Consider the following 25,974-nt stretch of genomic DNA (forward strand, 5'->3'; position numbering starts at 1 on the left):
CCGCTTAAATAATCACCCGGGCCATCTGCCCCCATCCTCTCAGGAGAACTCCCCATGGACATGAAGACATCGCCCCTCGCCCTGCTCAAAGACCCATCTCTGCTCAAGACCGACGCGCTGATCAACGGTCAGTGGGTCAAGGGTGCTGCCCGTTTTGACGTGAACGACCCATCCACTGGCCTGAAGCTCACCGATGTGGCCAACCTGGGTCCGGCCGACGCCGAAGCCGCCGTGGCTGCGGCCAACGCCGCCTGGCCGGCCTGGCGCAGCAAGACCGGCAAGGAGCGCCACGCGATTTTGATGAAGTGGTACCAATTGCTGATGGCGAATCAGGAAGACATTGGCCGCATCATGACGGCCGAGCAGGGCAAGCCTTTTGCCGAGGCCAAGGGCGAGGTGGCCTACGGCGCCAGCTTTGTCGAGTGGTTCGCCGAAGAAGCCAAGCGCGTCAACGGCGAAACCCTGCCCCAGTTTGACAACAGCCGCCGCCTGATGGTGATCAAGCAGCCTATCGGCGTCTGCGCCGCCATCACGCCCTGGAACTTCCCGCTGGCCATGATCACGCGCAAGGTGGCCCCGGCCCTGGCCGCAGGTTGCCCGGTCGTCATCAAGCCGGCTGAGCTGACACCGCTGACGGCGCTGGCCGCCGCCGAGCTGGCCGTGCGCGCGGGCATCCCGGCCGGCGTGCTGAACATGATCACGGCCGACAGTGCCAACAGCATCGCCGTGGGCAAGGTGTTTTGCGCCAGTGACGTGGTGCGCCACATCAGCTTCACCGGCTCCACGGAAGTCGGCCGTATTTTGATGGCGCAAAGCGCGCCCTCGGTCAAAAAACTCGCGCTGGAGCTGGGCGGCAACGCGCCTTTCATCGTGTTTGACGATGCCGACATCGACTCGGCCGTCGAGGGCGCCATGGCCAGCAAATACCGCAATGCCGGCCAGACCTGCGTCTGCGCCAACCGAATTTATGTGCAGGACGGTGTGTACGACGAGTTTGTGCAGAAGTTTGCCGCAAAAGTCAAAACCCTCAAGGTGGGCAACGGCTTTGAAGACGGTGTGATGCAAGGCCCGCTGATTGAAGACTCGGCCGTGGACAAGGTGCAGCGCCATGTGGCCGATGCCGTTGCCAAGGGCGGCAAGCTGCTGGCCGGCGGCCACAAGCTGCAAGGCCAGTTTTTTGAACCCACCGTGGTCTCCGAAGCCACCGGCGACATGCTGTGCGCGAAAGAAGAAACCTTCGGCCCGTTTGCGCCGGTGTTCCGCTTCAAGGCGGAGCAGGAGGCGATTGACGCCGCCAACAACACCGAGTTCGGCCTGGCCAGCTACTTTTACAGCCGCGACATCGGACGCATCTACCGCGTGGCTGAAGCGCTGGAATACGGCATGGTGGGCATCAACGCTGGCGTGATTGCCACCGAACATGTACCCTTCGGAGGCGTCAAGCAGTCAGGCTTGGGCCGCGAGGGCTCCAGCCACGGCATGGAGGAATACATTGAAATGAAATACCTTTGCCTGGGAGACATTCTCAAATGAACCGCCGCAGCTTTATCCAGGCCGGTGCGCTGGCCGCAAGCGCTACACTTTTGATAGCTGCCAACGCACAAACAACGGTGGCTGCAACTCAAAAACGCCACAAGATCGTGATCCAGGTCAGCGATGCGGACCCGGCCAAGTGGAACCTGGCGCTCAACAATGCCAGGAACCTGCAGGACGACGTGGGCGCGGCCCATGTGGACGTGGAAATCGTCGCTTACGGGCCCGGCATCGGCATGCTCAAATTCGACGCCCCGGTGGCGAGCCGCATCAGCGACGCCAGCAAGGCCGGCGTGAAAGTGCTGGCCTGCGAAAACACCATGCGCGGCCAGAAGCTGACCAAGGACGACATGCATGCCGCCGTGGGCTACGTGCCTGCCGGCGTGACCGAAATCATGAAAAAGCAAAGCGAAGGCTGGGCCTACCTGCGGCCCTGAGCTCTGCTTTTATAATCACAGCACTGCGGGTGTAGTTCAATGGCAGAACGGCAGCTTCCCAAGCTTCATACGAGGGTTCGATTCCCTTCACCCGCTCCACCCAATTTCAAGCGCCCAGGCTGGATGCATGCACCTTCAGTGCGTGCGCGTCACCTTCGATAGGTGCGGTGGCGCGTCGGGGTCGAAGCCGCGTTCGCGCGACAACCGCTCCACAAAGGCATAAAAGCTCTGGATCGTGAGCATCGGGCTCAGATCTTCGTGGCTGGCGGGCGCCAGGCTCAGGTTGGCGCCGACGGTGCCGACCGGCGCCGCCAGCAACACCACCACGCCACGTGCGCGCATGTTGGCCGCTAGAGCCAGCAAATCCTGCTGAGCCGGCCCGGCAGGCGCAAAAATCAGCAGCGGGTGCTCGGGCCGCGCCAGGGCCATGGGGCCGTGCTGCACTTCGGCGCCGGAGAAGGCTTCGGCATGCAGGCCACAGGTTTCCTTGAACTTGAGGGCCGCTTCCTGCGCAATGGGCAGGCCGATGCCACGGCCGATCACATACAGGCCCTGCGCCTCGCGCAACACGTCGAGTGCGGGCGACCAGTCCTGCCGCAGGGCCACGTCCAGATCGTCGGGCAGACGCTGCAAGGCCTCGCTGAAACCGGCATCGTCCAACAGCAACTGCACCAGCCGCGCGCCGGCCAGCAGTTGGGCGATGAAACTCTTGGTCGCGGCCACGCTGCGTTCAGCGCCGGCGCGCAGATCAATGGCCCATTCAGCCGCACGGGCCAGGTCGGACTGCATCTCGTTGACGAAAGCGACCGTGCATGCGCCGCCCTGGCGCAACTGGCGCGTTGGCAGCACCAGGTCCGGACTGGCGCCCGATTGCGAAAACGCGAACGCCGCCACGTCGCGCCCACGAATCGGTGCATGGTACAAAGTCAGCAGCGACAGCGGCAGCGTGGTCACGATGCGGCCCAGCCTGGCCATCACCAGGTAAGCCAGATAGGCCGAGGCATGGTCGGAGCTGCCGCGGGCAATGGTCAGCCAGGCCGACGCGGCACGCGCGTCCAGGGCGCGCACCACCTCGGCGTAGACCTGGTGGTCGTGCTGCAGCGCGCGCGCCACCACCTGCGGGGCCTCGCGCAGTTCTTCAAACATCCGCGAGTTCAATCTTCACCCCCTCCACCATCACCTGCCGAACTTCAAGTCCGGCATTCAGAACCACCATGTCGGCATACGCGCCGACGCACAGTCGACCGCGTTCTGTCAACCCCAAATAATCGGCCGCATAGGTCGATACCCGCATGGAGGCCTCGGCCACCGTGAGCCCGATTTCATGCACCAGGTTGCGCAAGGCCTGGTCCAGTGTCAGCGTACTGCCGGCCAGCGTCCCGTCGGCCAGGCGCACCCCGCCCAGGCATTTGTGCACGGCCTGGCGGCCCAGCAGGTAGGGCCCGTCGGGCATGCCGGTGGCTGCGGTGGAGTCGCTCACGCAAAACAACTTGGGAATGCTGCGCAGTGCCACGCGCAGGCCACCGGGGTGGACATGCAGCAGGTCTGGAATGACTTCGGCAAACTCGGCGTGCGCCAGCGCCGCGCCCACCATGCCGGGTGCCCGGTGATGCAGCGCGCTCATGGCGTTGAACAAATGAGTAAAGCCGCCCGCCCCACCGGCCAACGCCGCGCAAGCTTCCTCGTAGCTGGCGTTGCTGTGGCCCAGCTGCACGCGGATGTTGCGCTCGCGTAGCGCGGGGATCAGGGCCACGTGATCGTCAACCTCGGGCGCCAGCGTCAGCAAGGCAATCGGCGCCAGCGCGCACAACTCACCCAGTTCCGCCAATGCCGCATGGCGCACAAAATCGGGTTGGGCGCCGAGTCGCACGCTGTTGAGGTAGGGCCCTTCCAGATGCACACCCAGCACACGGGCCGCGCCTTGCTGCCTTGAGGCTGCCGCCTCTCGCATGTAAGCACCGACGCCGGCCACCGCCTGCGCCAGCTCGTCAGCCGGTGCCGTCATGGTGGTGGCCAGGAAGGCTGTGGTGCCGTGGCGTGCCACGGTCCTTGCGATGGTCGGCAAGGCCGCTCGGCCCTGCATCACATCGGCGCCACCGGCACCATGCACATGGGTATCGATAAAGCCCGGCAGCACCCATGGCAGGCCGCTGCGTAGCACCGCGTCCTGCGCGATCGGCCGGCCCACGATGGACGCCACGCGACCGGTGGCGTGATCGATGTGCAATTTGCCTTGCACAAACCCGTCGGGGGTCAGGATGGCGCCGGCGATCACGCGCTTTGCTCCTCGATGGGCCGCCGCGTAACCCGCAACGCGTCCGGGACCCGCAGCTGGGGCTGCGCGCGACACAGCCCCAGCAGCGCGCCCTGTGCCGCATCCAGTAGGGCCGGCCGCAGCGGGCGAAGCTCCGAAGGTGGCAAGCGCGACTTCAAATTAAGCGCCACGCTGCCGCTCAGGCTCAGCGGCAGCGTGGCTTGCGGATCGAGCGCTTCGATCATGCCGCGCAAAACCTCGGCCGCTTCGTCCAGCAAAGCCGCTGCCACCGCATCGGACGAGGCGTGCACAAACACCATCGGCGCCAATTGCGCAAACCTGGTGGCGTCCGCTTCCATGCCAAAGCGCAACACCGCTTCGCGCGTGCCACCCAGGCGCTGCAATATGGCATCGGTAAGCTCGCAGGCCGGACACAAGCCGTCGAGTACCTGCTGCAAACGCTGCACGGCGCGCAGGCCCAGCCAGGCGCCACCCCCTTGGTCGCCCACAGGGAAGCCCCATCCACCGATGCTGCGGCGTGTGCCGTCGGGCAGCCAGCTTTCGCTCATGCTGCCCGTGCCCATGGCCACCATCGCACCCGACGCGCCGCCGTGCGCGCCCAACAGGCAGGCAAAGCCGTCGGTTTCCAGATGCACCATGGCATAGCCCGGATCACCCACCAGAAACTGCCGGCGCCACTCGGGGTGATTGGCGCCGGCCAGCCCCAGGCCCAGCGCGCAGGCGGCGCGATCAAATGCCAGCCCCGCCGATGTCAGAGCCTGTCGCACCGCGCTGTCAATGGCGCCCCACGCCTGCGCCGCGCCGAAGCCCAGCGCCGACGGACCGGCGTTCGCTCGCGCCAGCAATGCACCATCGACGGTGTAGATCACGGCCCGGGTACCGGAACCGCCACCATCCACACCAACCAAAAACTCGAACGTCGTCATGGCTGCACGACCGGCATTTCCGCCGCCACATTGAGTTCGGCCACAAAGTCATAGACATCGCCGCGAAAATAAGACTGCGCGAACTCGATGGCCCGCCCCTGCGCCAGATAGGCCGTGCGCTGCACCTTGAGAACGGCGGCGCCGGGTTCAATCTGCAAGATGCCTGCGTCTGCCGCGCCGATGTTGGCCGCGCCCAGCCGCTCGGTCGCCCGCACCGGCCGCAGCTTGAGTTTTTCAAGGTAGGCGTACAGCGAATCGGCCACCATCAGCGGGTCGGGCAGGTCGCGCGCCGGCAGCACCGAGCACTCGATCGCCAGCGGCACGCCGTTGGCCATGCGCAGGCGCGTCAGGCGCGACACTGGCTCGCTATGCTCCATCGCAAAGATGGCCTGCTCTGCGGGCGTGGCGGGCGTCACCGTGCGGCTGATCCAGCGCACCGTCGAGACGATGCCCCGGCGCCGCATGTCGTCGGAAAACGAATACAGAAACGACAGCGATTGCTCCAGGTGCGGGCGCTCAACGTAGGAGCCGGAGCCCGCACGCTGCTTCAGCACGCCGCGCTCGACCAGGCCGGCCAGCGCCTTGCGCACCGTGACGCGTGAAACGCCGCAGCGCTGCGCAATATCGCGCTCGGGCAACAAGGCATCGCCAGGCCCCAGTACGCGGTCGTCGATGGCGCGCTCGATCACGGCCGCGAGCTGGCGGTACAGCGGCGCACCGGAGCCGTGCTGGAGACGCCCGGGCCCAAACAGTTCCTGGGATGGCGCGTTCGTCATGGCGATTGAAAGTGCGCCACCAGCACCGAGCGGTCGTCACTGAATTGGGTAGTGGTCGAGCCCTTGACGCCGGGATAGGCAGCGGTCTTGGCATAGTCCAGCGCCTCCACGCGAGCAAACTCGTCTTCCCATGCGCGCAAGGTCACATCCGGCGGGCACGTCGCATAGCCGTCGGTGAACAGTTCAATGCTGCGCACCTCGGACTTGGGCCGGCTGAAAGCCAGCAGATCCGCCCCCTGCGTGTCGCCACCATCGACCACGGCATAGCCCAGCGAATGGCCCGCGCGGTTGGCGAAGCCGTACTGGCCCTGCGCGATGCCGGCCAGCAGCATCGACTCGACCAATGACACGGCGTCGGGTTGCAGGAGCGGCACACAGGCCTGCCGCGCACCGCGCAGGATGGACTCCACTTCGTGCGCATCCAGACCAAACTGCGCGGCCTGCGACAGCCCCTTGGCAACCAGCTGCCGCGCGCCCTGCTCCAGCGCATCGCCCACCCAACCTTTGGTCTGCAGGCGCTTGAAGGCGGCGATGCGGCCGGCCGTGTAGATGCGGTCCACATCCTTGTGCAGGTGGATCAACTCAGTGCCGTTGATGCGCACGCCCGAGTCGCCGACGATCAAGAAGCGCAGCTCATCGCCGCAATCGAGTACCGCCGCCGCCGTGGTGCCGGCGCGCGTGCCCGGCGGCGCCTGGGCGAGCAAGCCTTCGGCAATGGCCCGGTTCATGTCGATCAGCCAGCGCGCCTGCGCACGCGCGGCATGGTCGGGTGCAAGAGCGGTGCTCACCATCGCCATCGCCGCCTGGCGCGCTGCAAAACGGCCCGGGGACTCGCCATTGATCGACAGGCCCACGGTATCGGTGGCGCCGTCGAACACCGCATAAAGGCGTTGCGGAACGATCGCCAATACATCGTCGCCGGGCTGCGACAGATCGCGGTATTTCGGGATGCACGACGATTCGATCAGCATGGAAATGGCTCCCAACGGCGCTCAGACAAACGCGCCCTCTTTGGACTGCGAGAAACGGAACACCACGAACACGCACAAGCCGGAGCTGACCAGCAAGATGGTCGATAGCGCGGCCGCCACCCCGAACTCGCCGTCGAGCACGGCGCTGTAGATGCGCACCGGCATGGTGGCGGTGCGTGCGGTGTACAGCAGCAGCGTGGACGACAACTCGTTGATGGCGGTGATAAAACTCATCATGGCGCCGGCAATCAGGCCAGGCATCATCAGCGGCACCGTGACCTTGAGGAAGGCCTTGGCCGGCGATGCGCCCAAACTCACGGCCGCCTCCTCGATCGAGGGCTTGATCTGCCGCAGCACCGAGCTGGTGGCGCGCACGCCGTAGGGCAGGCGGCGAATGAACAGGATCAGCACGATGATGGTGGCTGTGCCCACCAGATCGAACACGCCGGTATTGAAGACCAGCAAAAAACCGATGGCCATCACCACGCCGGGCACCACATAGGGCACCATCAACACCGAATCCAGAAAACCCGACATCGCGGTGCCTCGCCGCACAATGATGTAGGAGATCAGGCTGCCGGCAATGGTGATCAGCGCCACGGCAATCAGCGCAAACAGGAAGGTGTTGCCAATGACATCGGGTACTTCCTTGACCACGCGGGCATAGCTGTTGAGACCAAAGCCGCCTGTGAACACCGGGCCGCTGGTCTGCAAAAACGAGGTGTAGATCACCACCGCGATGGGCAGCGTGGCCAGAAACACGATGCCGTAGCAAAGCGCATGCGCCAGCGCACCCTTGAGTCCGCTGACTTCCCTGGGCGCGATCAGGTTGGTCATCGAGCCGGCGTAGCTGCGCTTGTTGATCAGGTAGCGCTGCAAGGCCACGGCCAGCATCGAGATCACGATCATCAGCATCGAAATGCTGACCGCCATGGTGGGCGGCCCGCCCATTTCCGAGGTGTACTGGTTGTAGGCGATGGTCGAGAGCGTGCGGAAGTCGCGCCCGATGATCGAGGGCGTGCCGAAGTCGGCAATCGACAGCACAAAGCACAGGATGGCACCCGAACTGGCCGCCGGAAACACCAGCGGCAGCGTGATCTTGAAAAAACGTTGCAATGGCGTGCAGCCCAGGTTATGCGCCGCTTCTTCGTAAGACCGGTTGATGTTGCGGATCGCGCTTTCGGTCATCAGGTAGACGAAGGGAAAGAACTTCAGGCTGAACACCAGCACGATGCCGTGAATGCCGTAGATGGTGGGCACCGCGATGCCCCAGGACTTGAGCAACTGCGTCAGCCAGCCGTTGTTGCCCAAAATCATGACCCAGGCATAGGCGCCGATAAAGGGCGGCGATACCAGCGCCAGCACCGCCAGCGTGGCGATCAATGTGCGCCCCCAGATCACATAGCGCGCCACAAAGTACGCCAGCGGAATGCCCAGAAGGCAGGCGCCCACCATGCCCCCCACGCCGACGATGACGGTGTTCTTTAGCGCGCCCAGGTAGTAGGGATGCGTGAGCACCTTGCCGTAGTTGGCCAGGGTGAACTTCTCGGTTGCCGGGTCGATGAAACCCAGCATCAGCACCTGCACAATCGGCCAGGCCAGCAGCACGGCAATGAGGGCCAGTGAAGCCGCCATCACCACGGACCAGAAGTCCATGCGGAGGAAGCTGCGCATGCCCTTGCCCATGGCCGACGCTGGTTGCGCGGCGGCGCTCATTGGGTAAGCTCCGCGCTGCGCGCTGCGGTATTCGCCTTGGGAACGGCCCGGCTGCTCATGACAACAGCTTCCCGGTCTCGCCTTCGGCGAAGTACAGCACATCGCTGGCCTGGATGCCCAACTGCAGCTCGTGGCCGGGCTTGATCGCGACGATCGCCTCGTCCGGGGCGGTCAGTGCATCGAGTGTGCCGTGCCCTTCAACCTCCACCGTCAGTTGCAGCTCGCGGCCGGTGAACATCGACTGGCGCAGCACGCCCCGCACCTGCACGCCTGGCCCGGCCAGTGCCTGGTTGACCCGCACCTTCTCCGGCCGCACAGCGCCCACGCAGCTGGCGCTGGCATGCTCACGCACGGCGGGCGGCGCAGGCAAGCGTGTCCCAAGCAGTTCGAGTTCGCCATCAGAGCGCACGGCCACGGGCATGAAGTTGTTCGAGCCGACAAAGGTGGCGACAAAACGGTTGGCCGGCTGGTTGTAGATGGCCCAAGGGCTGCCCACCTGCTGGGCCCAGCCGTCGTACATGACGCAGACCTGGTCGGAAATGGCCAGCGCCTCCTCCTGATCGTGCGTGACATACACGGTGGTGATGCCGAACTCCTGCTGCAGCTGCCTGATGTCGCGTCGCAAGTCAATGCGCAGCTTGGCATCGAGGTTGGACAGCGGTTCGTCCATCAATAGCACCTTGGGCCGGATCACCAGCGCGCGCGCCAGGCCCACGCGCTGCTGCTGCCCGCCGCTGAGCTGATGCGGCATGCGCTCGGCATGCTGGGCCAGATGTACCGTCTTCAGAATGGCTGCGACGCGCTCCTTGACCTGCGCGGCCGGCACCTTCTGCTGCACCAAGCCGAACGCGACGTTGTCGAACACGCTGAGGTGCGGGAACACGGCGTAATCCTGAAACACCATGCCCACATTGCGCTTGTTCGCTGGCAACTGCCCGATGGACTTCTCACCCACGTAAATCTCGCCCGAGTCCTGCCTATGAAAACCGGCGATGGCGCGCAGCAGCGTGGTCTTGCCGCAGCCGCTCGGTCCCAGCAGCGTGAAGAACGAGCCGAGGCCAATATCGATGTCGATGTTCTTCAGCGCCACGTAGTTGCCGTAGCTTTTCTTGATGTTTTTGAGTTGAACCTGCGACATGGCGTGTCCCTGCAATCCATTAACCAAAAAATGCCGCCGCCCACGGGTGGCGGCGGCGTTCAGCGCATCACTTCTTGTTGAGCAACAAGTCGTTCCACTTGGCCAGAATGCGCGTGCGCTGGGCGCCGGCCAGGTCGGTGTTGAACTTGATGAGCTTGATCTTGGCCAGTGGCGTCAGGCTGTTCTTCGAGGTCACGTCGGTGCGTATGGCACGGCGACCGGCGGCATCGACGATCTCCTGCGCCTCGCGCGAGAGCATGAAGTTCATGAACTGCTTGCCGGCCTCCGCATTGACCGGGTTGGCCAGCAGGGCCATGCCATCGGCACTGGCCGTGGTGCCATCGGCCGGGTACAGAATCTCGACCGAACCGCCGCCCTGTTTGAACTTGAGCAAGGTGTCTTCGTTTGAGATGCCGATCAACGCTTCGCCGTCGTTGACGAACTTCGGCACCGCGCCCGAGCTGTTGGACAGAACCAGGTTGTCGAGAATCTTCGTGTACAGCTCCCACCCCTTATCCTCGCCGTATAGCTGCAGGATGGTGGCGAGTTGAATGAAGGCAGAGCCCGATTTGTCGGGCCGCGCGGCCGAAATCTTGCCCTTGTAGACGGGGTTGGCCAGATCGGTCCAGCTCTTGGGGTACTGGGCTGGCGTCAGCAACTTGGTGTTGACGCCAAACGAAGTCGCCACGGCCGTGAACGGGACCCACGCGTCGTCGATTTTGAACGCATCGGCGATGAACTTGGCGTTGTCCGGCGCGTACTTGGTGAACAAGCTGTTGTTGGCCTCAAGTACCTCGCCCGCCACGGCCCAGATCACGTCGGCGGTCTGACGGCCTTTCTCGGCTTTCAGTCGATTGATCAGCTCGCCCGAGCCAGCCTTGACCAGTTCGACCTTGAGCTTGCTCGCCTTTTCAAAGGCGGGAACCACTTTGTCGATCAGGTCTTGGGGCGCGGCCGTGTAGATCGTGACCTTGCCGTCGGCCAACGCTGGCCTGGCCAGCAGGGCCCCCACAGCGCCCATCGAGAAAAAGCCGAATGTTCTGCGCGTTATCTTCATTTCCAGTCTCCTCTTGTTGTACATCGAACCCAAGCACCCACTCCGGGCAGCATCGCGGCATCAGCATGGCGCTACGACGCCAGATATTACCAATCGAATACCAATTTCTAATACCGGGATAGTACCAATTGATATCTGCAGGCATGGCGCGGTGGCATGCCGGCGATGGCACCACGACCGCGCCGCAGGTGTAGTTCAATGGCAGCGCAGCACAGCGGCAGCTTCCCAAGCTTCATGCGAGGGCTCGATCCCCTTCGCCCGACCCAGATGCCACAAAAGCAAAAAGGCCCCTCGGGGCCTTTTGTCGTTTAGCGCGGAGTGCGTCGTCAGACCAGTTCCACCCCGGTTTTCGACTGCAGCAGCTCCCGCGTCATACCGGGCGCCATCTCGACCACCTTCAGGCCCTGCGGCGTCACGTCCATCACGGCCAGGTCGGTGATGATGCGGTCGACCACGCCCACGCCGGTCAAAGGCAGCGTGCACTTCTTCAGGATCTTGAGGTCCTCGGTGCCGTCTTTCTTCTTGGCCACATGCTCCATCAGCACGATCACGCGCTTGACGCCGGCCACCAGGTCCATGGCGCCGCCCATGCCCTTGACCATCTTGCCGGGGATCATCCAGTTAGCCAGGTCGCCGTGTTCGCTGACCTGCATGGCGCCCAGGATGGACAGGTTGATCTTGCCGCCGCGAATCATGGCAAAGCTTTCATGGCTGCCGAAGATCGACGAGCCCTTGATCGTCGTCACGGTCTGCTTGCCGGCGTTGATCAGGTCGGCGTCCACCGTGTCTTCGGTCGGGAACGGTCCTATGCCCAGCATGCCGTTCTCGCTTTGCAGCCACACCTCTTTGTCGGCGGGCACGAAGTTGGCCACCAGCGTCGGGATGCCGATGCCGAGGTTCACATAGAAGCCGTCTTCGAGTTCTTGTGCCGCGCGCGCGGCCATCTGGTCTTGGGTCCACGGCATGATCTAGGCTCCTGCTTTCTCTGTGATGGTTCTTTTCTCGATGCGCTTTTCGGGATGCGCATTGAGCACGATGCGGTGCACGTAAATGCCCGGCAGGTGGATCTGGTCGGGTTCGATGTCGCCGGTTTCCACGATCTCTTCGACTTCGACGATGCAGACCTTGCCGGCCATGGCCGCGGCCGGATTGAAGTTGCGCGCGGTCAGGCGAAACTGCAGGTTGCCCGACTTGTCGGCGCGGTGCGCCTTGACCAGCGCGACCTCGGGCACCAGCGAGCGCTCCATCACATAGGTTTCACCATCGAACTCGCGCAGCTCCTTGCCGTCGGCCACGATGGTGCCGACACCGGTCTTGGTGAAGAAGGCCGGAATGCCGGCGCCGCCGGCACGCAGCTTCTCGGCCAGCGTGCCTTGCGGCGTGAATTCGAGCTCCAACTCACCGGCGAGGTACTGGCGTTCGAACTCCTTGTTCTCGCCCACGTAGCTTGAAATCATCTTCTTGATCTGGCGCGTTTCCAGCAGCTTGCCCAGGCCGAAGCCGTCCACGCCGGCGTTGTTGGATATCACAGTCAGGTTCTTCACGCCGCTGTCCTTGAGCGCCTCGATCAGCATCTCGGGAATACCGCACAGGCCGAAGCCACCGACAGCCATCAACTGGCCGTCCTTGACCACGCCCTTGAGGGCTTCGGCCGCGGAGGGAAAAAGTTTGTTCACAAATAATCTCCTGTTGTAGTTCAGCCCGGGAACAATCCAGTACGATACTACCTATTGAAATACGTAGTTTTTCGTAAAGGTTAGCCCCATGGAAGTCGATTACCAGCTCGCTTTCGATTTGGCGCCCGTAGGGCTGGTGTTGTCCCGCAACCGCACCATTGTGGACTGCAACCAGCATTTATGCGAAATGTTTGGCGCCTCGCACGAGCAACTGGCGGGCCAGTCCTTCCAGGTGCTTTACCCCAGCGTCGATGAGTATGAGCGCATCGGTGCCCGCATGATCCCCATTCTCAATGCCAAGGGGCTGTACGCCGACGACCGCATCATGAAACGCGTGGACGGCCGCTGTAAGGGCGAGACCTTCTGGTGCCACGTGACCGGACGGGCGCTGAACCGCAGCGCACCGCATGAAGCTGGCATCTGGACCTTTGAAGACCTGAGCTCGCGCCGCCCCGTCACCGCCGAGCTCACGGCGCGCGAGCGTGAAGTGGCGGCCCACCTGATGGACGGCCTGACCTCCAAGGAAATCGGCCGGGCCCTCGTCATCAGCCACCGCACCGTGGAAATCTACCGGGCACGGCTGATGCGCAAGTACAAGGCCAGCACCACGGCCGACCTGGTGCACAAGCTGATGGTCGGGGTTTGAAAGCCTTGTCATGCCGGACTCGATCCGGCATCCGTCCGGGGCTCGCCAAAGTGGATCCCTGGTCAAGCCCGGGATGACGAGCTATTTCTTGTCAATCACTTCGGCCGCGCTGCGAAACGCATCGACCGCGGTCGGCACGCCGCAATACACCGCGGCGTGCAGCAGCACTTCCTGAATCTCACTGACGCTGGCGCCGTTGTTCAGCGCGCCGCGCACATGGCCCTTGAGCTCATGCTGCTTGCCCAGGGCAATCAGCATGGCCACCGTGACCAGGCTGCGCGTTTTCAGGTCCAGCCCCTCACGCTGCCAGACATCACCCCAGGCTTTGGCGGTGATGTGCTCCTGCATCGGGCGGGTGAAGTCGGTCGCGTTGGCAAACGCATCGGCCACAAAGTCTTCACCCATCACCTGCTTGCGGGTGGCCAGGCCTTTGTCGAAGTCGCTGGAAAATGTGGAAGTCACGTGAACTCCTTGAAAGCCCAAGCGTAGTTGAAAACAAAAAAGCCCGCCCAGGTTTTCACCGGGGCGGGCAAGATCAACACCGTTCAGGCCAGGTCGTAACGGTCAAGGTTCATGACCTTGCTCCATGCCGCCACGAAGTCACGCACGAACACCTCCCGTGCGTCGCTGCATGCATAGACCTCCGCGATGGCCCGCAGCTGGGAGTTGGAGCCAAAAACCAAGTCGGTCACGGTAGCCGTCCACTTGAGCTCGCCGGTCGCACGGTCGCGGCCCTCCAGCACGCCGTCGGAGGCGGCGGACCTCTGCCACTTCGTGCGCATGTCAAGCAGGTTCACGAAGAAGTCGTTGCTCAATGTCCCGGGCCGCTTGGTGAAGACACCGTGCTGGGTCTGCCCGACGTTGGCATTGAGGGCGCGCATGCCGCCGACCAGAACCGTCATCTCGGGGGCGCTCAGCGTCATCAGGTTGACCTTGTCCACCAGCTGCTCGGCGGCTCGTGCCTCCTGCCCCTTGCGGCCGTAATTGCGGAAGCCGTCCGCGGTCGGTTCCAGCACGGCAAATGCCTGCACATCGGTCTGCTCCTGCGAAGCGTCCATTCGTCCCGGCGAAAAAGGCACTTTCACATCATGCCCGGCCCTCTTGGCGGCCGCCTCGACGGCCGCGCAGCCACCGAGAACGATCAAATCGGCCAGCGAAATTTTCTTGCCGCCGGACTGCGCGCCATTGAACTCGCCCTGGATCGCCTCCAGCACCTTCAGCACTTTCGCGAGCTCCGCCGGCTGGTTGACCTCCCAGTCCTTTTGCGGTGCGAGGCGAATGCGCGCGCCGTTGGCGCCGCCGCGCTTGTCGCTGCCGCGGAATGTCGCGGCGGACGCCCAGGCCGTGGTGACCAGCTGGGAGATGGAAAGCCCAGATGCGAGCACCGTGGCCTTCAATGCCGCAATGTCGTTCTCCCCGATCAGCTCATGGTCGACCGAGGGAATCGGGTCCTGCCACAACAACTGCCCCTTGGGAACCAGCGGGCCGAGGTAGCGCGCGGTGGGGCCCATGTCGCGGTGCGTCAGCTTGTACCAGGCTTTGGCGAAAACATCCGCGAATTCCTGCGGGTTCTCCATGAAGCGCCGCGAGATCTTTTCGTAGGCCGGGTCCATGCGCATGGCCATGTCGGCCGTGGTCATCATCGGCGCATGGCGCAGCGCGGGATCATGCGCGTCCGGCACAGCACTCGCCGCGGCGGGGTCTTTGGGCTTCCACTGGTGCGCGCCCGCGGGGCTCTTGGTCAGCTCCCACTCGTAACCGAACAGGTTCTCGAAGTAGCCGTTGTCCCACTTGATGGGGTTGTTGGTCCAGGCGCCCTCGATGCCGCTGGTGATGGTGTGCACACCATGGCCGCCGCCAAACTTGTTGGTCCAGCCGAAGCCCTGGTCCTCGATGCTGCCGCCCTCGGGCTCGGGGCCGACGTACTTGCCCGGGTCGGCGGCGCCATGGGCTTTGCCGAAGGTATGCCCGCCCGCGGTCAGCGCGACGGTCTCCTCGTCATTCATGGCCATGCGGGCAAAGGTCTCGCGGATATCGCGCGCCGAGGCCAAAGGATCCGGATTGCCGTTCGGGCCTTCGGGGTTCACGTAGATCAGGCCCATCTGGACCGCACCGAGAGGATTTTCGAGTTCGCGGTTACCGCTGTAGCGCTTGTCGCCCAGCCACTCGGATTCGGGTCCCCAGTAAATCTCTTCCGGTTCCCAGACGTCCGGACGCCCCCCGGCAAAACCGAAGGTCTTCAGTCCCATGGACTCCATGGCCACGGTGCCGGCCAGGACCATCAGGTCGGCCCAGGAAATTTTCCGGCCGTACTTCTGCTTGATCGGCCACAGCAGGCGGCGCGCCTTGTCGAGGTTGCCGTTGTCGGGCCAACTGTTCAGCGGCGCGAAGCGCTGCGTGCCGGAGCCCGCGCCGCCGCGACCGTCGGCGATGCGGTAGGTGCCCGCGCTGTGCCAGGCCATGCGGATGAAGAACGGGCCGTAATGGCCGTAGTCCGCGGGCCACCAGTCCTGCGAATCCGTCATCAGCGCATGGAGGTCTTTGACCACGGCATGCAGGTCCAGAGTCTTGAACTCCTCGGCATAGTTGAACGCCTCGCCCATGGGGTCGGACAGCGCGGAATTCTGGTGAAGAATCTTGAGGTTGAGCTGGTTGGGCCACCAGCTGGCGTTTGTCGCGGCGCCGGCCAGTGCGTGTTTGCGGGCGCCGCCCGAGAACGGGCAGGCGCTTTCGCTTTGTGTAGTAGTGTGATCAGCCATGATGGGTTCCTTCGATGAATAGGGGGGTGGAGCACAGTCTAGGTTTCACAGCAAAATAATCAAAGTCAATTAAAAATATTTATCTAATAGTTTTTATTAATTACATCCGATCTGCGCCACCGCCCGGCACGACCGGACAGGCGTCTTGCAGTTACGCTTGAAGCCGAGTCACTTATAAAGCCTTTGAAGGAAATCCTTATGACCCCTCCCAAGACTCCCGGCGCGGTGCCCCGCTACCCCGCCCCCGAACTCAAAGACCTGCCGCAAGACATCAAGGCCAAAGTCCTGGAGGTGCAGGAAAAAGCCGGATTCGTGCCCAACGTTTTTCTGGCCCTGGCGCGCAGACCCGCCGAGTGGCGCGCCTTCTTTGCCTACCACGATGCCTTGATGCTCAAGGAAGAAGGCTCCAACCCCAACGGGACCTTGACCAAGGGCGAGCGCGAGATGATCGTCACAACCACCAGCGCCGCCAACCACTGCCTGTATTGCGTGGTGGCGCACGGTGCGATCCTGCGCATTTACGAAAAGAAACCCCTGGTGGCCGACCAGGTGGCGGTGAACTACCGCAAGGCCGACATCACGCCGCGCCAACGCGCCATGCTGGACTTCGCGATGAAGGTCTGCCTCAGTTCCGACCAGATTGAAGACGCCGACTTTGACGCGCTGTATGCGCACGGCTTTGACGATGAAGACGCCTGGGACATTGCGGCCATCACGGCGTTCTTTGGCCTGTCCAACCGCATGGCCAGCTTCAGCGGCATGCAGCCCAACCCCGAGTTCTACCTGATGGGACGGGTGCCCAAACCTGCCAAGCAGAAATAAGCATAAACGTTATTTGCTATTTATTTGATAGCTGTTTGCGCATGTTCCGTTTGGGCTGAAGGCCGATTTCACCCATGAACCCGGCCTCAGGCCCTGATCACACCCATCACCATGCGCACCAGTTCGTCCTCAAACTCGGGCGTGCCCAGCAGCGGCGAGTCTTCCAGTGACGCGCTGCGAATCACCCCCATCACGGCGCGGGTGGCCACAAACATCATGGCCGGCGTGGGCATGCGCAGGCTCGGGTCCTGAAGCTGCGACAGCGCGAACGCGTTGCGCTCGGCCGCCTCGCGCAAGGCTTGCGTGGTGTTTTCGTGGTGGTCCATGCGCCAGGCCAGTCGGATCATGGCGCGCTTGAGTTGCGGGCCGCTGCCAAATGACTCAACCAGCGTATGCACCAAATCACGCACGGCTGCAGACACATCCCGCCGCTCCGCCACGGCGCGCTTCATCATGGCCTGCAACTCATCGAGCACGCGGCGGCGCTCGCGGTTGATCATGGCCAGCAAAATCGCTTCCTTGCTCGGAAAGTACTGGTAGAGCGTGCCGATGGAAAAGCCGGCCTTTTTGGCCACCTTGTTGGTAGTCAAAGCGCCCTCGCCTTCGCACTCCACAATCTGAGCAGTGGCCTGAAAAATCGTCTCTATGGTTCGCTGGGCCCGGTCTTGCGTGGGCAGTTTTCGCATGCTTTCAGAGGAAAACACCGGGTCAAGAGGTGAGTGTGAGGTCATGGCTGTAAAACTGAGCAATAGGCGAGTTGAAGGGCAGGCGCTAAAACTGAATAATGCTCACATATTGACCACTATGCAAGGTAATTCAATGCGTTCTGCGCCGGCATCCGCTCCTTTTACCCCCTCCACTCCCGACGCTGCTGCACCGGCCGCCAACGGGTCGGGCCTGACCGTGCGCAAGCTGAAAGTGGACCTGAGCCAGGGCTTTGAGCGCCACTGGCACAGTGGCGACGCTTTCCTGAGCCAGTACTACAACGCGCTGTCGATGAGCTTTCCGGTCGGTGAGCAGTCCTTCATTGACTCGGTGCGTGACGGCCTGAAGCTGTTGCCCGAAACACCTGACAACGCGCCCCTGCGCGAAACCGTGGCCCAGTTCATAGGGCAGGAAGCCACGCACCGCCATGTGCACGGCCTGTACAACGCGCACCTTGAGAAACAGGGCCTGGTCAACCGCTGGCAGCACTGGGCCACCCGGCGCATTGATTTCGGCAAAAAGCGCGGCATGCATCCCCTGCACTGGCTGGCCGTCACCACCGCTTACGAGCACTGCACCGCCGTGTTTGCCGACGGCACGCTGCGCTACGACAGCTGGTTTGCCGGCGCCGAGCCCAAGATGCAGACACTGTGGCGCTGGCACGCGGCCGAAGAGACCGAGCACCGCGCCGTGGCGTTTGACCTGTACACGGCGCTGGGCGGCAACCATGCCTGGCGCATCCGCTGGTATTTTTATGTGCTGGTGCTGTTCACGCTGGATGCCGGCCGCCAGACCGTGCTCAACCTGCACGCCGACGGCAGCTTGTTCAAACCCGGCACCTGGTGGAGTGCGCTCAAGTTCTTCTGGGGCAAGGACGGGACAGTCTGGCGCTGCACCGGGCCACTGCTCGCCTACTTCAGGCGCGACTTCCACCCCGACCAGGAAGCCCATGCTGCGCCCGAGGCGCAAGGCCACGCGCTGGCAACCCGCTGGCTGGCAGACAACGCCCAAAGCTGGCGCGCCGTGCGCTGAAGAGAAAAGCACGGAAGTCAGGCAGGCACCACCAGATGCTATTGATTTAATAGCTTTTTACGCCCGTATTTATGGGTCCAGAGGCCGATTTAGCCTAAATATCAAGCCTCAACCAGCTCGCGCATCCAGTCCGGCAATGCTTTAGCCTTTTGCGCCGGAAAGTCCACCCAGATGGTGGTGGCGCCGCCCGCAGCGCAGATCACACCGGGCTGGTCCACGCGTTCCATCGTGGCCCAGCTTTCGAAGGTGGTGCGGCCCGGATCGCTGACATACATCTTGACCAGCACATCGCCCGGGTACTCGAGCTGCTTATAGAAATTGCAGAAGGCATTGACGATCACTGGACCCTCACCCTGCGGGTCGGGCTGGCAGCCGATCGAGCGCATCCACTCGATGCGGACGGTCTCGAGGTAGCGAAAATAGGTGGCGTTGTTGACGTGCCCCATCGCATCCATGTCGCCCCAGCGAATGGAAATACGCATCTCGTGGACCAGTTTTTTCTTCTCGGGAATCTCGATTTTCATAAGTGCCTAACAAGCCTGATCAGCCTAGCGCGCAGCGAAGGGCCGCCCCGAGCAAGCACAGCCCCCTCGGGGGGCAGCGTACTACGCGAAGCGAGAGAGCGTGGGGGCCTAACTGTGCGCCTTGATGGACGCCAGAATGCCCAGCGTGAACAGCACGCAGGCGGCCAGCTGCACCCCGGTCGGCCAGTGGCCGTCCCAGGCAAAAGAATACAGCAGCGCAAAAATCGTCTCGCTCACGATCAGTTGCCCGCACAGGCTGGCGGAGAGACGCTGGCTGGCGATGTTCCACAAGATGGTAGCCAGCCAGGCCGAGCCGAACCCGGTGGCAATGCAGAGCATGGCAAACACGGCACGGTCATCCTGCGCGGCCAGCGTGCTGGCGTCAGAGCCCGCCGCCAGCCACAGCAGCACAGCCCCCAGCCCGGTCGCAATGCCCAGCCAGTTGGCCCAGTCGGTGGCGTTGACTTCGGGGTGGCGCTTGAGCCAGGCCGAATTGAAAATGGCAAACACCGTCCAGCACACCAGCGAACCCGTGACCAGCGCGATGCCGCGCCAGTAATGGGCGCCGCCATCCGCCACGGCGCCGTGCGTGGCGCTCATCATGAGCAGCAACCCGGCCAGCGTCAGCAGCAGGCCCGGCGCCAGCGCCCCCCAGCGCAGATGCTGCGGTTTGCCCAGCAGCATGACCCAGATGGGGATGGTGCCGATGACCAGCGTCGGCACTTCGGTGCCCGCATCGCGAATGGCCAGCACCAGCAGCAGGTAGTAGCCGCTGAACCCCAGCACGCTCATGACCAGCGCCGCCAGCGCCTGGCGCGCCGTGGGCAATCGCCGGCTGCGCATGCCGGTCAGCATGACCACCGCGGCCACCACGCCATACGCGGCAAACCGCCCGGCCGTCAAATCGACCGACGAGTAGCCGCCCACCATGCGCGGCGCCACAAACACCAGCCCCCACAGCGCGCCCGCCGCGAGCCCGGCCAGAATACCCGTCAGCATGCCTCAGACGGTGTGCGCGGTGGCGACCAGGCGCAGCCCAAGCAGGCCCATGGCGCCTGCCGCCGTGCGATCCACCACGGCCTTGCTACGCAGGTAGGCCGCGCGCGGCACGGACGACGACAGCACCATCGCCACCAACGCATACCAGCCGGTCTCCATCACGAGCACGCCGGCCAGCACCAGCACAGCCGCCGGCAAGGGGAACTGCGCGGGCAGCAGGGCCGCGAACACGCTGCTGTAGACCACCACGATCTTGGGGTTGCTCAGCTGCGTCACCAGCCCCTGGCGAAACGATTGCAGCACCGTGCGGCGCGAGGCGCCCTTCTCATCGCCGCCCATCTCCAGCGGCTGGCGCGCCCCGCGCCAGATGTTGAAGGCGATCCACATCAGGTACAGGCCGCCAACGACTTTCAGCGCCAGGTAGACGCCGGGCAAGGCGGACAGCAAGGCCTGCAGCCCGGCCAGCGCCAGCGCGGCAAACACCAGCGCGCCCAGCCCCATGCCTAACGCAGCGGCCAGGCCGTCGGCGCGGGAACGCGAGACCGCGATGCGCGCGACCTGCACAAAGCTGGGGCCGGGGCTGACCACGCCCGCGAGCAAGGCCAAAAAGATGAGGCCTATCGGGCCCAGATACGGGACTACGGAATCCATCATGTTCTTCTCCGGAAAGTGATCGTGTTCTTTAACTCGGTTCAAACGCCAAAGCCGTCATCGGCGGCAATCACCGCGCCGTTGAGAAAATGGCTTTGCCCACTGGCCAGCATCACCAGCAGCGCGTCCAGGTCTTCGGGCTTGCCGACGCGTTTGCGCGGCAGCATCTGCACCAGCTTCTGACCCTGCTCGGTCTGCCAGTGATGGTGGTTGATCTCGGTGTCGATATAGCCCGGGCAAATGGCATTGACGTTGATGCCGTACTTGCCCCACTCCAGCGCCATGGACTTGGTCATCTGCACCACGGCGGCCTTGCTCATGCAGTACACGCCAATCTGCGGCAGCACCCGCAGGCCGGCCATCGAGGCAATATTGATGATGCGCCCGCCCGACCAGGTGCCCGGCGCCGTACCCCTGGCGCGGGCCAGCATGCGCTTGCCCACTTCCTGCGCCACAAAGAATGCACCCTTGACATTGGTGTCGAAGATGAAGTCGTAGTCTTCTTCGGTCACGTCCTGGATGCGCTGCGTGGTGCTCACGCCCGAATTGTTGACCAGGATGTCGATGGCTCCGACTTCTGTTTCCGCATGGGCCACCGCCGACTTCACGCTCGCATGGTCGGCCACATCAAGTGTCACCACGTGGGCATCGCCGCCTTCGGCCTCAATCTGCGCACGCAGCGCCTTGAGCTTGTCTGCCCGACGACTGGCCAGCACCACCGCGGCACCGGCCCGGCTCAGGGTTTTGGCAAACTGCGCACCCAGGCCGCCTGAGGCGCCGGTCACCAGCGCGACACGCCCCGAAAGATCCATGCTGTAAGCCATTAGAGACTCCTCTCGATTAAAAGCGAACGCCCGTTCGGTTCCCTGCTTTCACGGCATAAAATCAACCGCGAGACAGACAGCCCATCATCCCTGAAATTCATTATCAGCGAGTCCCCGATGAAACCCGAAGAAATTCTTGCCCAGTTTGGTCCCCGTGAAGCGATGGAATATGACGTGGTCGTTGTGGGCGGTGGCCCCGCCGGTCTGGCCACTGCGATTCGCCTCAAGCAGCTGGCGGCTGAAAAAGGCACGGACATTTCCGTAGTGGTGCTTGAAAAAGGCTCCGAGCCTGGCGCGCACATTTTGTCCGGCGCCATCATGGACCCGCGCGCGATCACAGAACTGTTTCCCAACTGGAAGGAACTCGGCGCCCCGCTGAACCAAGCCGTCACTGGCGACGAGATGCTGTTCCTGAGCCAGACCGGCAAGATCAGCACCCCGCAGTTCCTGATCCCCAAGTGCCTGCACAACGAGGGCAACTACGTCATCAGCCTGGGCAACGTGGTCCGCTGGCTGGGCCAGCAGGCCGAGGCGCTTGGCGTCGAGATATTCCCCGGCTTCGCGGCCGCTGAAGTGCTTTACAACGACGATGGCTCCGTCAAGGGCGTGGCCACCGGCAATCTCGGCGTCGGCAAGGACGGCCAGCCGACCGACAACTTTCAGCTCGGCATGGAGCTGCATGCCAAGTACACCCTCTTTGCCGAAGGTTCTCGCGGCCACCTGGGCAAACAACTGATCGCCCAATACAAGCTCGATGCAGGCAAAGACCCGCAGACCTATGCCCTCGGCATCAAGGAACTGTGGGAGATCGATCCCGCCAAACACAAGCCCGGCCATGTGGTTCACTCGCTCGGCTGGCCCATGGACAGCAAAACCTATGGCGGCGGCTTTTTGTACCACCTCGAAGGCAACAAGGTCACGCTGGGCTTTATCACCGGCCTGGAGTACAGCAACCCCTGGCTGAGCCCGTTTGAGGAAATGCAACGCTGGAAGACGCACCCGGCAATTCGCCAATACCTTGAAGGCGGCAAGCGCATCAGCTATGGCGCGCGAGCCATCACCTGCGGCGGCTTGATGAGCCTGCCCAAGACCGTATTTCCTGGTGGTGCGCTGGTGGGCTGCGACGCGGGTTTCCTCAATTTCGCGCGCATCAAGGGCAGCCATGCCGCCATCAAGACCGGTATGCTGGCGGCCGAAGCCGCCTATGCCGCAGTGACCAGTGGCCGCCAGCACGACGAACTGTCGGCCTACCCCGAGGCGTTCGAGAAGAGCTGGCTGCACGAAGAACTGGAAGTATCACGCAACACCAAGCAGTGGATGAAAAAGGGTTTGTACCTGTCATCCATCATGAACGGCATCGAGCTGTGGCTGCTGCCCAAACTGGGCTTCAAGGCCCCGCCCTGGACCATTCACAACACTGTGCCCGACCATGCCAAGCTCAAGCCCGCATCGGAGTGCCCGCAGATCGTCTACCCCAAGCCTGACGGCAAGATCAGCTTCGACCGCCTGAGCTCGGTGTTCGTCTCCAACACCAACCATGAAGAGCAGCAGCCCGCCCACCTGACGCTCAAGGATGCGAGCGTTCCGGTCAACATCAACCTGGCGCAGTACGCGGGGCCCGAAAGCCGTTACTGCCCGGCCGGTGTCTACGAATTCGTGAAGAACGCCGACAATACCGATCGCCTGCAGATCAACGCGCAGAACTGCGTGCACTGCAAGACCTGCGACATCAAGGACCCGACGCAAAACATCGTGTGGGTCACGCCCGAGGGCGGCGGCGGCCCCAACTACAGCGGAATGTAAGCCGGTCAACCCGACCGCTCACACCGGCCCTGCCGGTCGTACTGCACACAGCAGTGCCCGCGATTCACACGGCTGTCATTTTTTTCGCGGATGCTACAGGCTTCATTTCAGGATGAAGCCCCATGCATTTGCACAAGACAGAACGAGCTCGCGCCGAGCTGAAACCTGGCAACCGCACGCTCGGTCAGCGCGAGCGCACACTTTTGCTGCTGGCCGATGGGCGCAAATCGGTACAGGACTTCCGGCCCCTGTTTGATGGCGACGGCGAACAGATCGCGCTGCGCCTGCTGCGCGACGGCTTCCTCGAAGCGCTGCCGGGCACGCAGGCTCCCGCCGCCAGCCCGGCGCCGGTTTCACCTCGGCGTACGTCCGCTCCCGCCCCCGCGCAGCAGCCAGCACCTGCGGGCCCCGAAGCCACGCAGGTCACCCAGGTCGCCGCCGACTCGTTTGAAGGCAAACGCTCGCTGGCCACCACGCGAATGTTTCTTTTTGATATGTGCGAGCGGATGTTCACCAGGCGCGATCCCGGCATGGCCGAACGCTACCGCGAGGCCTTGCGCAACGCCAAAGACCGGGCATCCATGCTGGCGGCTTCGCGCGACATGCTGGAAGACATCGAGAAAATTGCCGGGCACGAACGGGCTGACTCCATCAGCGAGCGGATTGCCATGCTGCTGCCCCCTGAATCGGCGGCCTGAACTGCGCTTCCGCTACACTTACGGGGTCAGGAGAGCGCTTTCACACGGAAAGCCGCCGAAGGCGCATGCAGCCCCCTCAATGGGGCGCTTAACGCTCAGGCAAAAGGACTGGCAACCGTCTCAAGGCCCCAACCGCTGAAGGACGTTCCCTACTGGAGAGAGGCCGCCTTGGAGGCGGCCCACCGAAGGAGCAAGCCTGTATCGCCAGGTGAATCTCTCAGGTAAAGTGGACAGCAGGGGCAGCCCATGGTCAAAGACCGTGGAACATGACTTGCCCCCCGGAGAACGCCTTGTCCACCACCTCTTCTTCCGCTACTGCCGAAACCCTTCTCAAAACACCGCTGCACGGCCTGCATGTCGAGCTGGGCGCCCGCATGGTGCCGTTTGCAGGTTATTCGATGCCGGTACAGTATCCGGCCGGCCTGATGGCCGAGCACCATCACACACGCAAGGCCGCCGGACTGTTTGACGTCTCGCACATGGGCCAGTTGCGGCTGGTCGGCCCCGATGCCGCCGCCGCCTTTGAAACCCTGATGCCGGTCGACGTGATCGACCTGGCGGTGGGCAAGCAGCGCTACGGCCTGCTGCTCAATGATGAGGGCGGCATCATTGACGACCTGATGTTTTTCAACCGGGGTGATGACATCTTCGTCATCGTCAACGGCGCTTGCAAAGCAGGCGACATGGCGCACATCCAGCAAAAAATCGGTGCGCGCTGCGAGGTCATCCCCATGCCCGAGCGCGCCCTGCTGGCACTGCAGGGCCCGCAGGCGGTGACGGCGCTGTCGCGCTTGCTGACCAAGGTCGAAAAACTGGTCTTCATGACCGGCGGGCGCTTCATTTGGGAAGGCGCCGAGCTGTTCATCACGCGCAGCGGCTACACCGGTGAAGACGGCTTCGAGATCTCGGTGCCTGATTCGCACGCCGATGCGCTGGCGCGCGTCCTGCTGGCCCAGCCCGAAGTCAAACCGGTCGGCCTGGGTGCGCGCAATTCGCTGCGGCTGGAGGCCGGGCTATGCCTGTATGGCAACGACATCGATACCGGCACCACGCCGGTGGAAGCCACACTCAACTGGGCGATGCAGAAAGTACGCCGCACTGGCGGCGCCCGTGCCGGTGGTTTCCCGGGTGCGGCCAAAATCCTGGCCCAGCTGGACACCCCGGCCGCGACGGTTGGCAAAAAACGCGTGGGACTCATCGCACTGGAGCGTGTGCCCGTGCGCGAGCACACCGAACTGCAAAACACGGCCGGCCAGCGCATTGGCGAGGTGACCAGCGGCCTGCTGGGCCCCAGCATCGACAAGCCCGTGGCCATGGGCTATGTGAGTCCCGAGTTTGCAGCCATCGGAACGCGTGTCAACGCCATCGTCCGCGGCAAGCCGGTGGCCATGGAAGTGGCGGCCATGCCTTTTGTGCCAAACCGTTATTTCCGTGGCTGAGTGGCTGAGCAGCTGCGCGGCTTGGACCCGATCCCTTTTTGATGATCCTTTTTTAAATTAACCGGAGGAAACCATGATCAAGTACACCGAAGACCACGAGTGGGTCAAAGTTGAAGGCGATACCGCCGTTGTCGGCATCACCGTCCATGCGCAGGACGCGCTGGGTGACGTGGTGTTTGTGGACCTGCCCGCCGTGGGCGCCAGCCTCGCCCAGAAAGCCACCGCCGGCGTGGTGGAGTCGGTCAAGGCCGCCGCGGATGTGTACATGCCCGTCAGCGGCGAAATCATTGAAGTCAATGCAGCCTTGCGCGACGACCCGTCGCTGGCCAACAGCGACCCCCTGGGCGCCGGCTGGTTCTTCAAGGTCAAGCTGTCAGACGCGTCCCAGCTGGATGCCTTGATGGACGAAACCAGCTACACGACTTTTTCTGCCAACTGACGTGACCCCCACGCTTGTCACTGCGTGTACTGCGCTGGACGAGTCGCCGCCAGAGGCGACGGCTCTTCAGCCCGTCCAAGCCCGCGCAGGCGGGCTTGGAGCCGCGGGCCTCAGCCCCGAGGGGGCTG

The 25,974-nt window shown here is 63.4% G+C and carries 26 protein-coding genes, 1 tRNA gene and 2 riboswitches; of the genes, 10 read left to right on the forward strand and 17 right to left on the reverse strand.

Annotation, left to right across the window (positions count from 1 at the left end; all coding sequences use genetic code 11):
• Positions 1 to 54 precede the first annotated feature (54 nt).
• The 3 genes from V6M61_RS01290 to V6M61_RS01300 all read left to right on the forward strand — a co-directional run bounded on the left by V6M61_RS01290 (position 55) and on the right by V6M61_RS01300 (position 2,069).
• The gene (locus tag V6M61_RS01290; RefSeq protein ID WP_332774743.1) at positions 55 to 1,533 is read left to right on the forward strand and encodes an NAD-dependent succinate-semialdehyde dehydrogenase; all 1,479 of its coding nucleotides are present in this window, start codon (positions 55 to 57) and stop codon (positions 1,531 to 1,533) included.
• The gene (locus V6M61_RS01295) at positions 1,530 to 1,970 is read left to right on the forward strand and encodes a DsrE family protein (protein ID WP_332774744.1); all 441 of its coding nucleotides are present in this window, start codon (positions 1,530 to 1,532) and stop codon (positions 1,968 to 1,970) included. Before V6M61_RS01290 ends, V6M61_RS01295 begins: the two co-directional genes overlap by 4 nt.
• A 25-nt stretch (positions 1,971 to 1,995) precedes the next feature.
• Positions 1,996 to 2,069, forward strand: a tRNA-Gly gene (locus V6M61_RS01300).
• Between the two features lie 36 nt (positions 2,070 to 2,105).
• On the opposite strand, the gene V6M61_RS01305 is transcribed toward V6M61_RS01300, so the two are convergent.
• The 10 genes from V6M61_RS01305 to V6M61_RS01350 all read right to left on the reverse strand — a co-directional run bounded on the left by V6M61_RS01305 (position 2,106) and on the right by V6M61_RS01350 (position 12,505).
• Positions 2,106 to 3,116 carry an SIS domain-containing protein gene (locus tag V6M61_RS01305; protein ID WP_332774745.1) on the reverse strand — a complete coding sequence of 337 codons (1,011 nt, stop codon included), beginning with the start codon at positions 3,114 to 3,116 and terminating at the stop codon, positions 2,106 to 2,108.
• The gene (nagA, locus tag V6M61_RS01310; protein ID WP_332774746.1) at positions 3,109 to 4,245 is read right to left on the reverse strand and encodes an N-acetylglucosamine-6-phosphate deacetylase; all 1,137 of its coding nucleotides are present in this window, start codon (positions 4,243 to 4,245) and stop codon (positions 3,109 to 3,111) included. Before nagA ends, V6M61_RS01305 begins: the two co-directional genes overlap by 8 nt.
• Positions 4,242 to 5,171: a BadF/BadG/BcrA/BcrD ATPase family protein gene (locus V6M61_RS01315; protein WP_332774747.1), complete on the reverse strand. Its 930-nt coding sequence runs from the start codon at positions 5,169 to 5,171 to the stop codon at positions 4,242 to 4,244. Before V6M61_RS01315 ends, nagA begins: the two co-directional genes overlap by 4 nt.
• The gene (locus V6M61_RS01320) at positions 5,168 to 5,947 is read right to left on the reverse strand and encodes a GntR family transcriptional regulator (protein WP_332774748.1); all 780 of its coding nucleotides are present in this window, start codon (positions 5,945 to 5,947) and stop codon (positions 5,168 to 5,170) included. Before V6M61_RS01320 ends, V6M61_RS01315 begins: the two co-directional genes overlap by 4 nt.
• A complete protein-coding gene (locus V6M61_RS01325; protein WP_332774749.1) occupies positions 5,944 to 6,918 on the reverse strand; it encodes a hypothetical protein in 975 nt (324 codons plus the stop codon). Before V6M61_RS01325 ends, V6M61_RS01320 begins: the two co-directional genes overlap by 4 nt.
• A gap of 21 nt (positions 6,919 to 6,939) precedes the next feature.
• On the reverse strand, positions 6,940 to 8,634 hold the full coding sequence (locus V6M61_RS01330) for an ABC transporter permease (RefSeq protein WP_332774750.1): 1,695 nt from the start codon (positions 8,632 to 8,634) through the stop codon (positions 6,940 to 6,942).
• Positions 8,635 to 8,689: 55 nt separating this feature from the next.
• The gene (locus V6M61_RS01335) at positions 8,690 to 9,772 is read right to left on the reverse strand and encodes an ABC transporter ATP-binding protein (protein ID WP_332774751.1); all 1,083 of its coding nucleotides are present in this window, start codon (positions 9,770 to 9,772) and stop codon (positions 8,690 to 8,692) included.
• A 67-nt stretch (positions 9,773 to 9,839) separates the two neighbouring features.
• On the reverse strand, positions 9,840 to 10,829 hold the full coding sequence (locus V6M61_RS01340; protein ID WP_332774752.1) for an extracellular solute-binding protein: 990 nt from the start codon (positions 10,827 to 10,829) through the stop codon (positions 9,840 to 9,842).
• 326 nt (positions 10,830 to 11,155) lie between these two features.
• Positions 11,156 to 11,794 (reverse strand): CoA transferase subunit B, encoded by a 639-nt coding sequence (locus tag V6M61_RS01345; protein WP_332774753.1) that lies wholly within the window; start codon positions 11,792 to 11,794, stop codon positions 11,156 to 11,158.
• Positions 11,795 to 11,797: 3 nt separating this feature from the next.
• A complete protein-coding gene (locus V6M61_RS01350; RefSeq protein ID WP_332774754.1) occupies positions 11,798 to 12,505 on the reverse strand; it encodes a CoA transferase subunit A in 708 nt (235 codons plus the stop codon).
• Positions 12,506 to 12,593: 88 nt separating this feature from the next.
• On the opposite strand from V6M61_RS01350, the gene V6M61_RS01355 reads away from it, so the two are divergent.
• The gene (locus V6M61_RS01355) at positions 12,594 to 13,151 is read left to right on the forward strand and encodes a PAS and helix-turn-helix domain-containing protein (protein WP_332774755.1); all 558 of its coding nucleotides are present in this window, start codon (positions 12,594 to 12,596) and stop codon (positions 13,149 to 13,151) included.
• Between the two features lie 81 nt (positions 13,152 to 13,232).
• Here the strand turns inward: V6M61_RS01355 and V6M61_RS01360 are convergent, their stop codons facing one another.
• Both V6M61_RS01360 and katG read right to left on the reverse strand, forming a co-directional pair.
• Positions 13,233 to 13,556 (reverse strand): carboxymuconolactone decarboxylase family protein, encoded by a 324-nt coding sequence (locus V6M61_RS01360; RefSeq protein ID WP_442957714.1) that lies wholly within the window; start codon positions 13,554 to 13,556, stop codon positions 13,233 to 13,235.
• 140 nt (positions 13,557 to 13,696) lie between these two features.
• Positions 13,697 to 15,910 carry a catalase/peroxidase HPI gene (gene katG, locus V6M61_RS01365; RefSeq protein WP_332774757.1) on the reverse strand — a complete coding sequence of 738 codons (2,214 nt, stop codon included), beginning with the start codon at positions 15,908 to 15,910 and terminating at the stop codon, positions 13,697 to 13,699.
• Between the two features lie 198 nt (positions 15,911 to 16,108).
• On the opposite strand from katG, the gene V6M61_RS01370 reads away from it, so the two are divergent.
• The gene (locus V6M61_RS01370; RefSeq protein ID WP_332774758.1) at positions 16,109 to 16,732 is read left to right on the forward strand and encodes a peroxidase-related enzyme; all 624 of its coding nucleotides are present in this window, start codon (positions 16,109 to 16,111) and stop codon (positions 16,730 to 16,732) included.
• A gap of 86 nt (positions 16,733 to 16,818) precedes the next feature.
• Here the strand turns inward: V6M61_RS01370 and V6M61_RS01375 are convergent, their stop codons facing one another.
• A complete protein-coding gene (locus V6M61_RS01375) occupies positions 16,819 to 17,418 on the reverse strand; it encodes a TetR/AcrR family transcriptional regulator (protein WP_332774759.1) in 600 nt (199 codons plus the stop codon).
• 133 nt (positions 17,419 to 17,551) lie between these two features.
• Here V6M61_RS01375 and V6M61_RS01380 point away from each other — a divergent pair, with 133 nt between their 5' ends.
• On the forward strand, positions 17,552 to 18,469 hold the full coding sequence (locus V6M61_RS01380; protein ID WP_332774760.1) for a metal-dependent hydrolase: 918 nt from the start codon (positions 17,552 to 17,554) through the stop codon (positions 18,467 to 18,469).
• A gap of 101 nt (positions 18,470 to 18,570) precedes the next feature.
• Here V6M61_RS01380 and V6M61_RS01385 read toward each other — a convergent pair whose 3' ends face one another.
• The 4 genes from V6M61_RS01385 to V6M61_RS01400 form a co-directional block, all read right to left on the reverse strand.
• Positions 18,571 to 18,993, reverse strand: a complete 423-nt coding sequence (locus V6M61_RS01385) for an acyl-CoA thioesterase (RefSeq protein ID WP_332774761.1) — start codon at positions 18,991 to 18,993, stop codon at positions 18,571 to 18,573.
• Between the two features lie 108 nt (positions 18,994 to 19,101).
• Entirely contained in the window at positions 19,102 to 19,992 is an 891-nt protein-coding gene (locus V6M61_RS01390; RefSeq protein WP_332774762.1) for a DMT family transporter, read from the reverse strand.
• A gap of 3 nt (positions 19,993 to 19,995) precedes the next feature.
• The gene (locus tag V6M61_RS01395; RefSeq protein ID WP_332774763.1) at positions 19,996 to 20,646 is read right to left on the reverse strand and encodes a LysE family translocator; all 651 of its coding nucleotides are present in this window, start codon (positions 20,644 to 20,646) and stop codon (positions 19,996 to 19,998) included.
• Between the two features lie 38 nt (positions 20,647 to 20,684).
• Positions 20,685 to 21,467 (reverse strand): SDR family oxidoreductase, encoded by a 783-nt coding sequence (locus V6M61_RS01400; protein WP_332774764.1) that lies wholly within the window; start codon positions 21,465 to 21,467, stop codon positions 20,685 to 20,687.
• A 117-nt stretch (positions 21,468 to 21,584) separates the two neighbouring features.
• Here V6M61_RS01400 and V6M61_RS01405 point away from each other — a divergent pair, with 117 nt between their 5' ends.
• From V6M61_RS01405 to gcvH, 4 genes are all read left to right on the forward strand, one after another.
• The gene (locus V6M61_RS01405) at positions 21,585 to 23,270 is read left to right on the forward strand and encodes an electron transfer flavoprotein-ubiquinone oxidoreductase (protein ID WP_332774765.1); all 1,686 of its coding nucleotides are present in this window, start codon (positions 21,585 to 21,587) and stop codon (positions 23,268 to 23,270) included.
• Positions 23,271 to 23,392: 122 nt separating this feature from the next.
• A complete protein-coding gene (locus tag V6M61_RS01410) occupies positions 23,393 to 23,968 on the forward strand; it encodes a hypothetical protein (protein WP_332774766.1) in 576 nt (191 codons plus the stop codon).
• A gap of 17 nt (positions 23,969 to 23,985) precedes the next feature.
• A riboswitch (glycine riboswitch) is annotated at positions 23,986 to 24,089 on the forward strand.
• Between the two features lie 21 nt (positions 24,090 to 24,110).
• Positions 24,111 to 24,212: riboswitch (glycine riboswitch) on the forward strand.
• A 46-nt stretch (positions 24,213 to 24,258) separates the two neighbouring features.
• On the forward strand, positions 24,259 to 25,407 hold the full coding sequence (gene gcvT, locus V6M61_RS01415) for a glycine cleavage system aminomethyltransferase GcvT (protein WP_442957713.1): 1,149 nt from the start codon (positions 24,259 to 24,261) through the stop codon (positions 25,405 to 25,407).
• Positions 25,408 to 25,480: 73 nt separating this feature from the next.
• A complete protein-coding gene (gene gcvH, locus V6M61_RS01420; protein WP_332774768.1) occupies positions 25,481 to 25,846 on the forward strand; it encodes a glycine cleavage system protein GcvH in 366 nt (121 codons plus the stop codon).
• The last annotated feature ends 128 nt before the right edge of the window (positions 25,847 to 25,974 follow it).

The sequence above is a fragment of the Polaromonas sp. genome (genome assembly GCF_036676035.1).
In the GTDB taxonomy this organism is placed as follows: Bacteria; Pseudomonadota; Gammaproteobacteria; order Burkholderiales; family Burkholderiaceae_C; genus Polaromonas.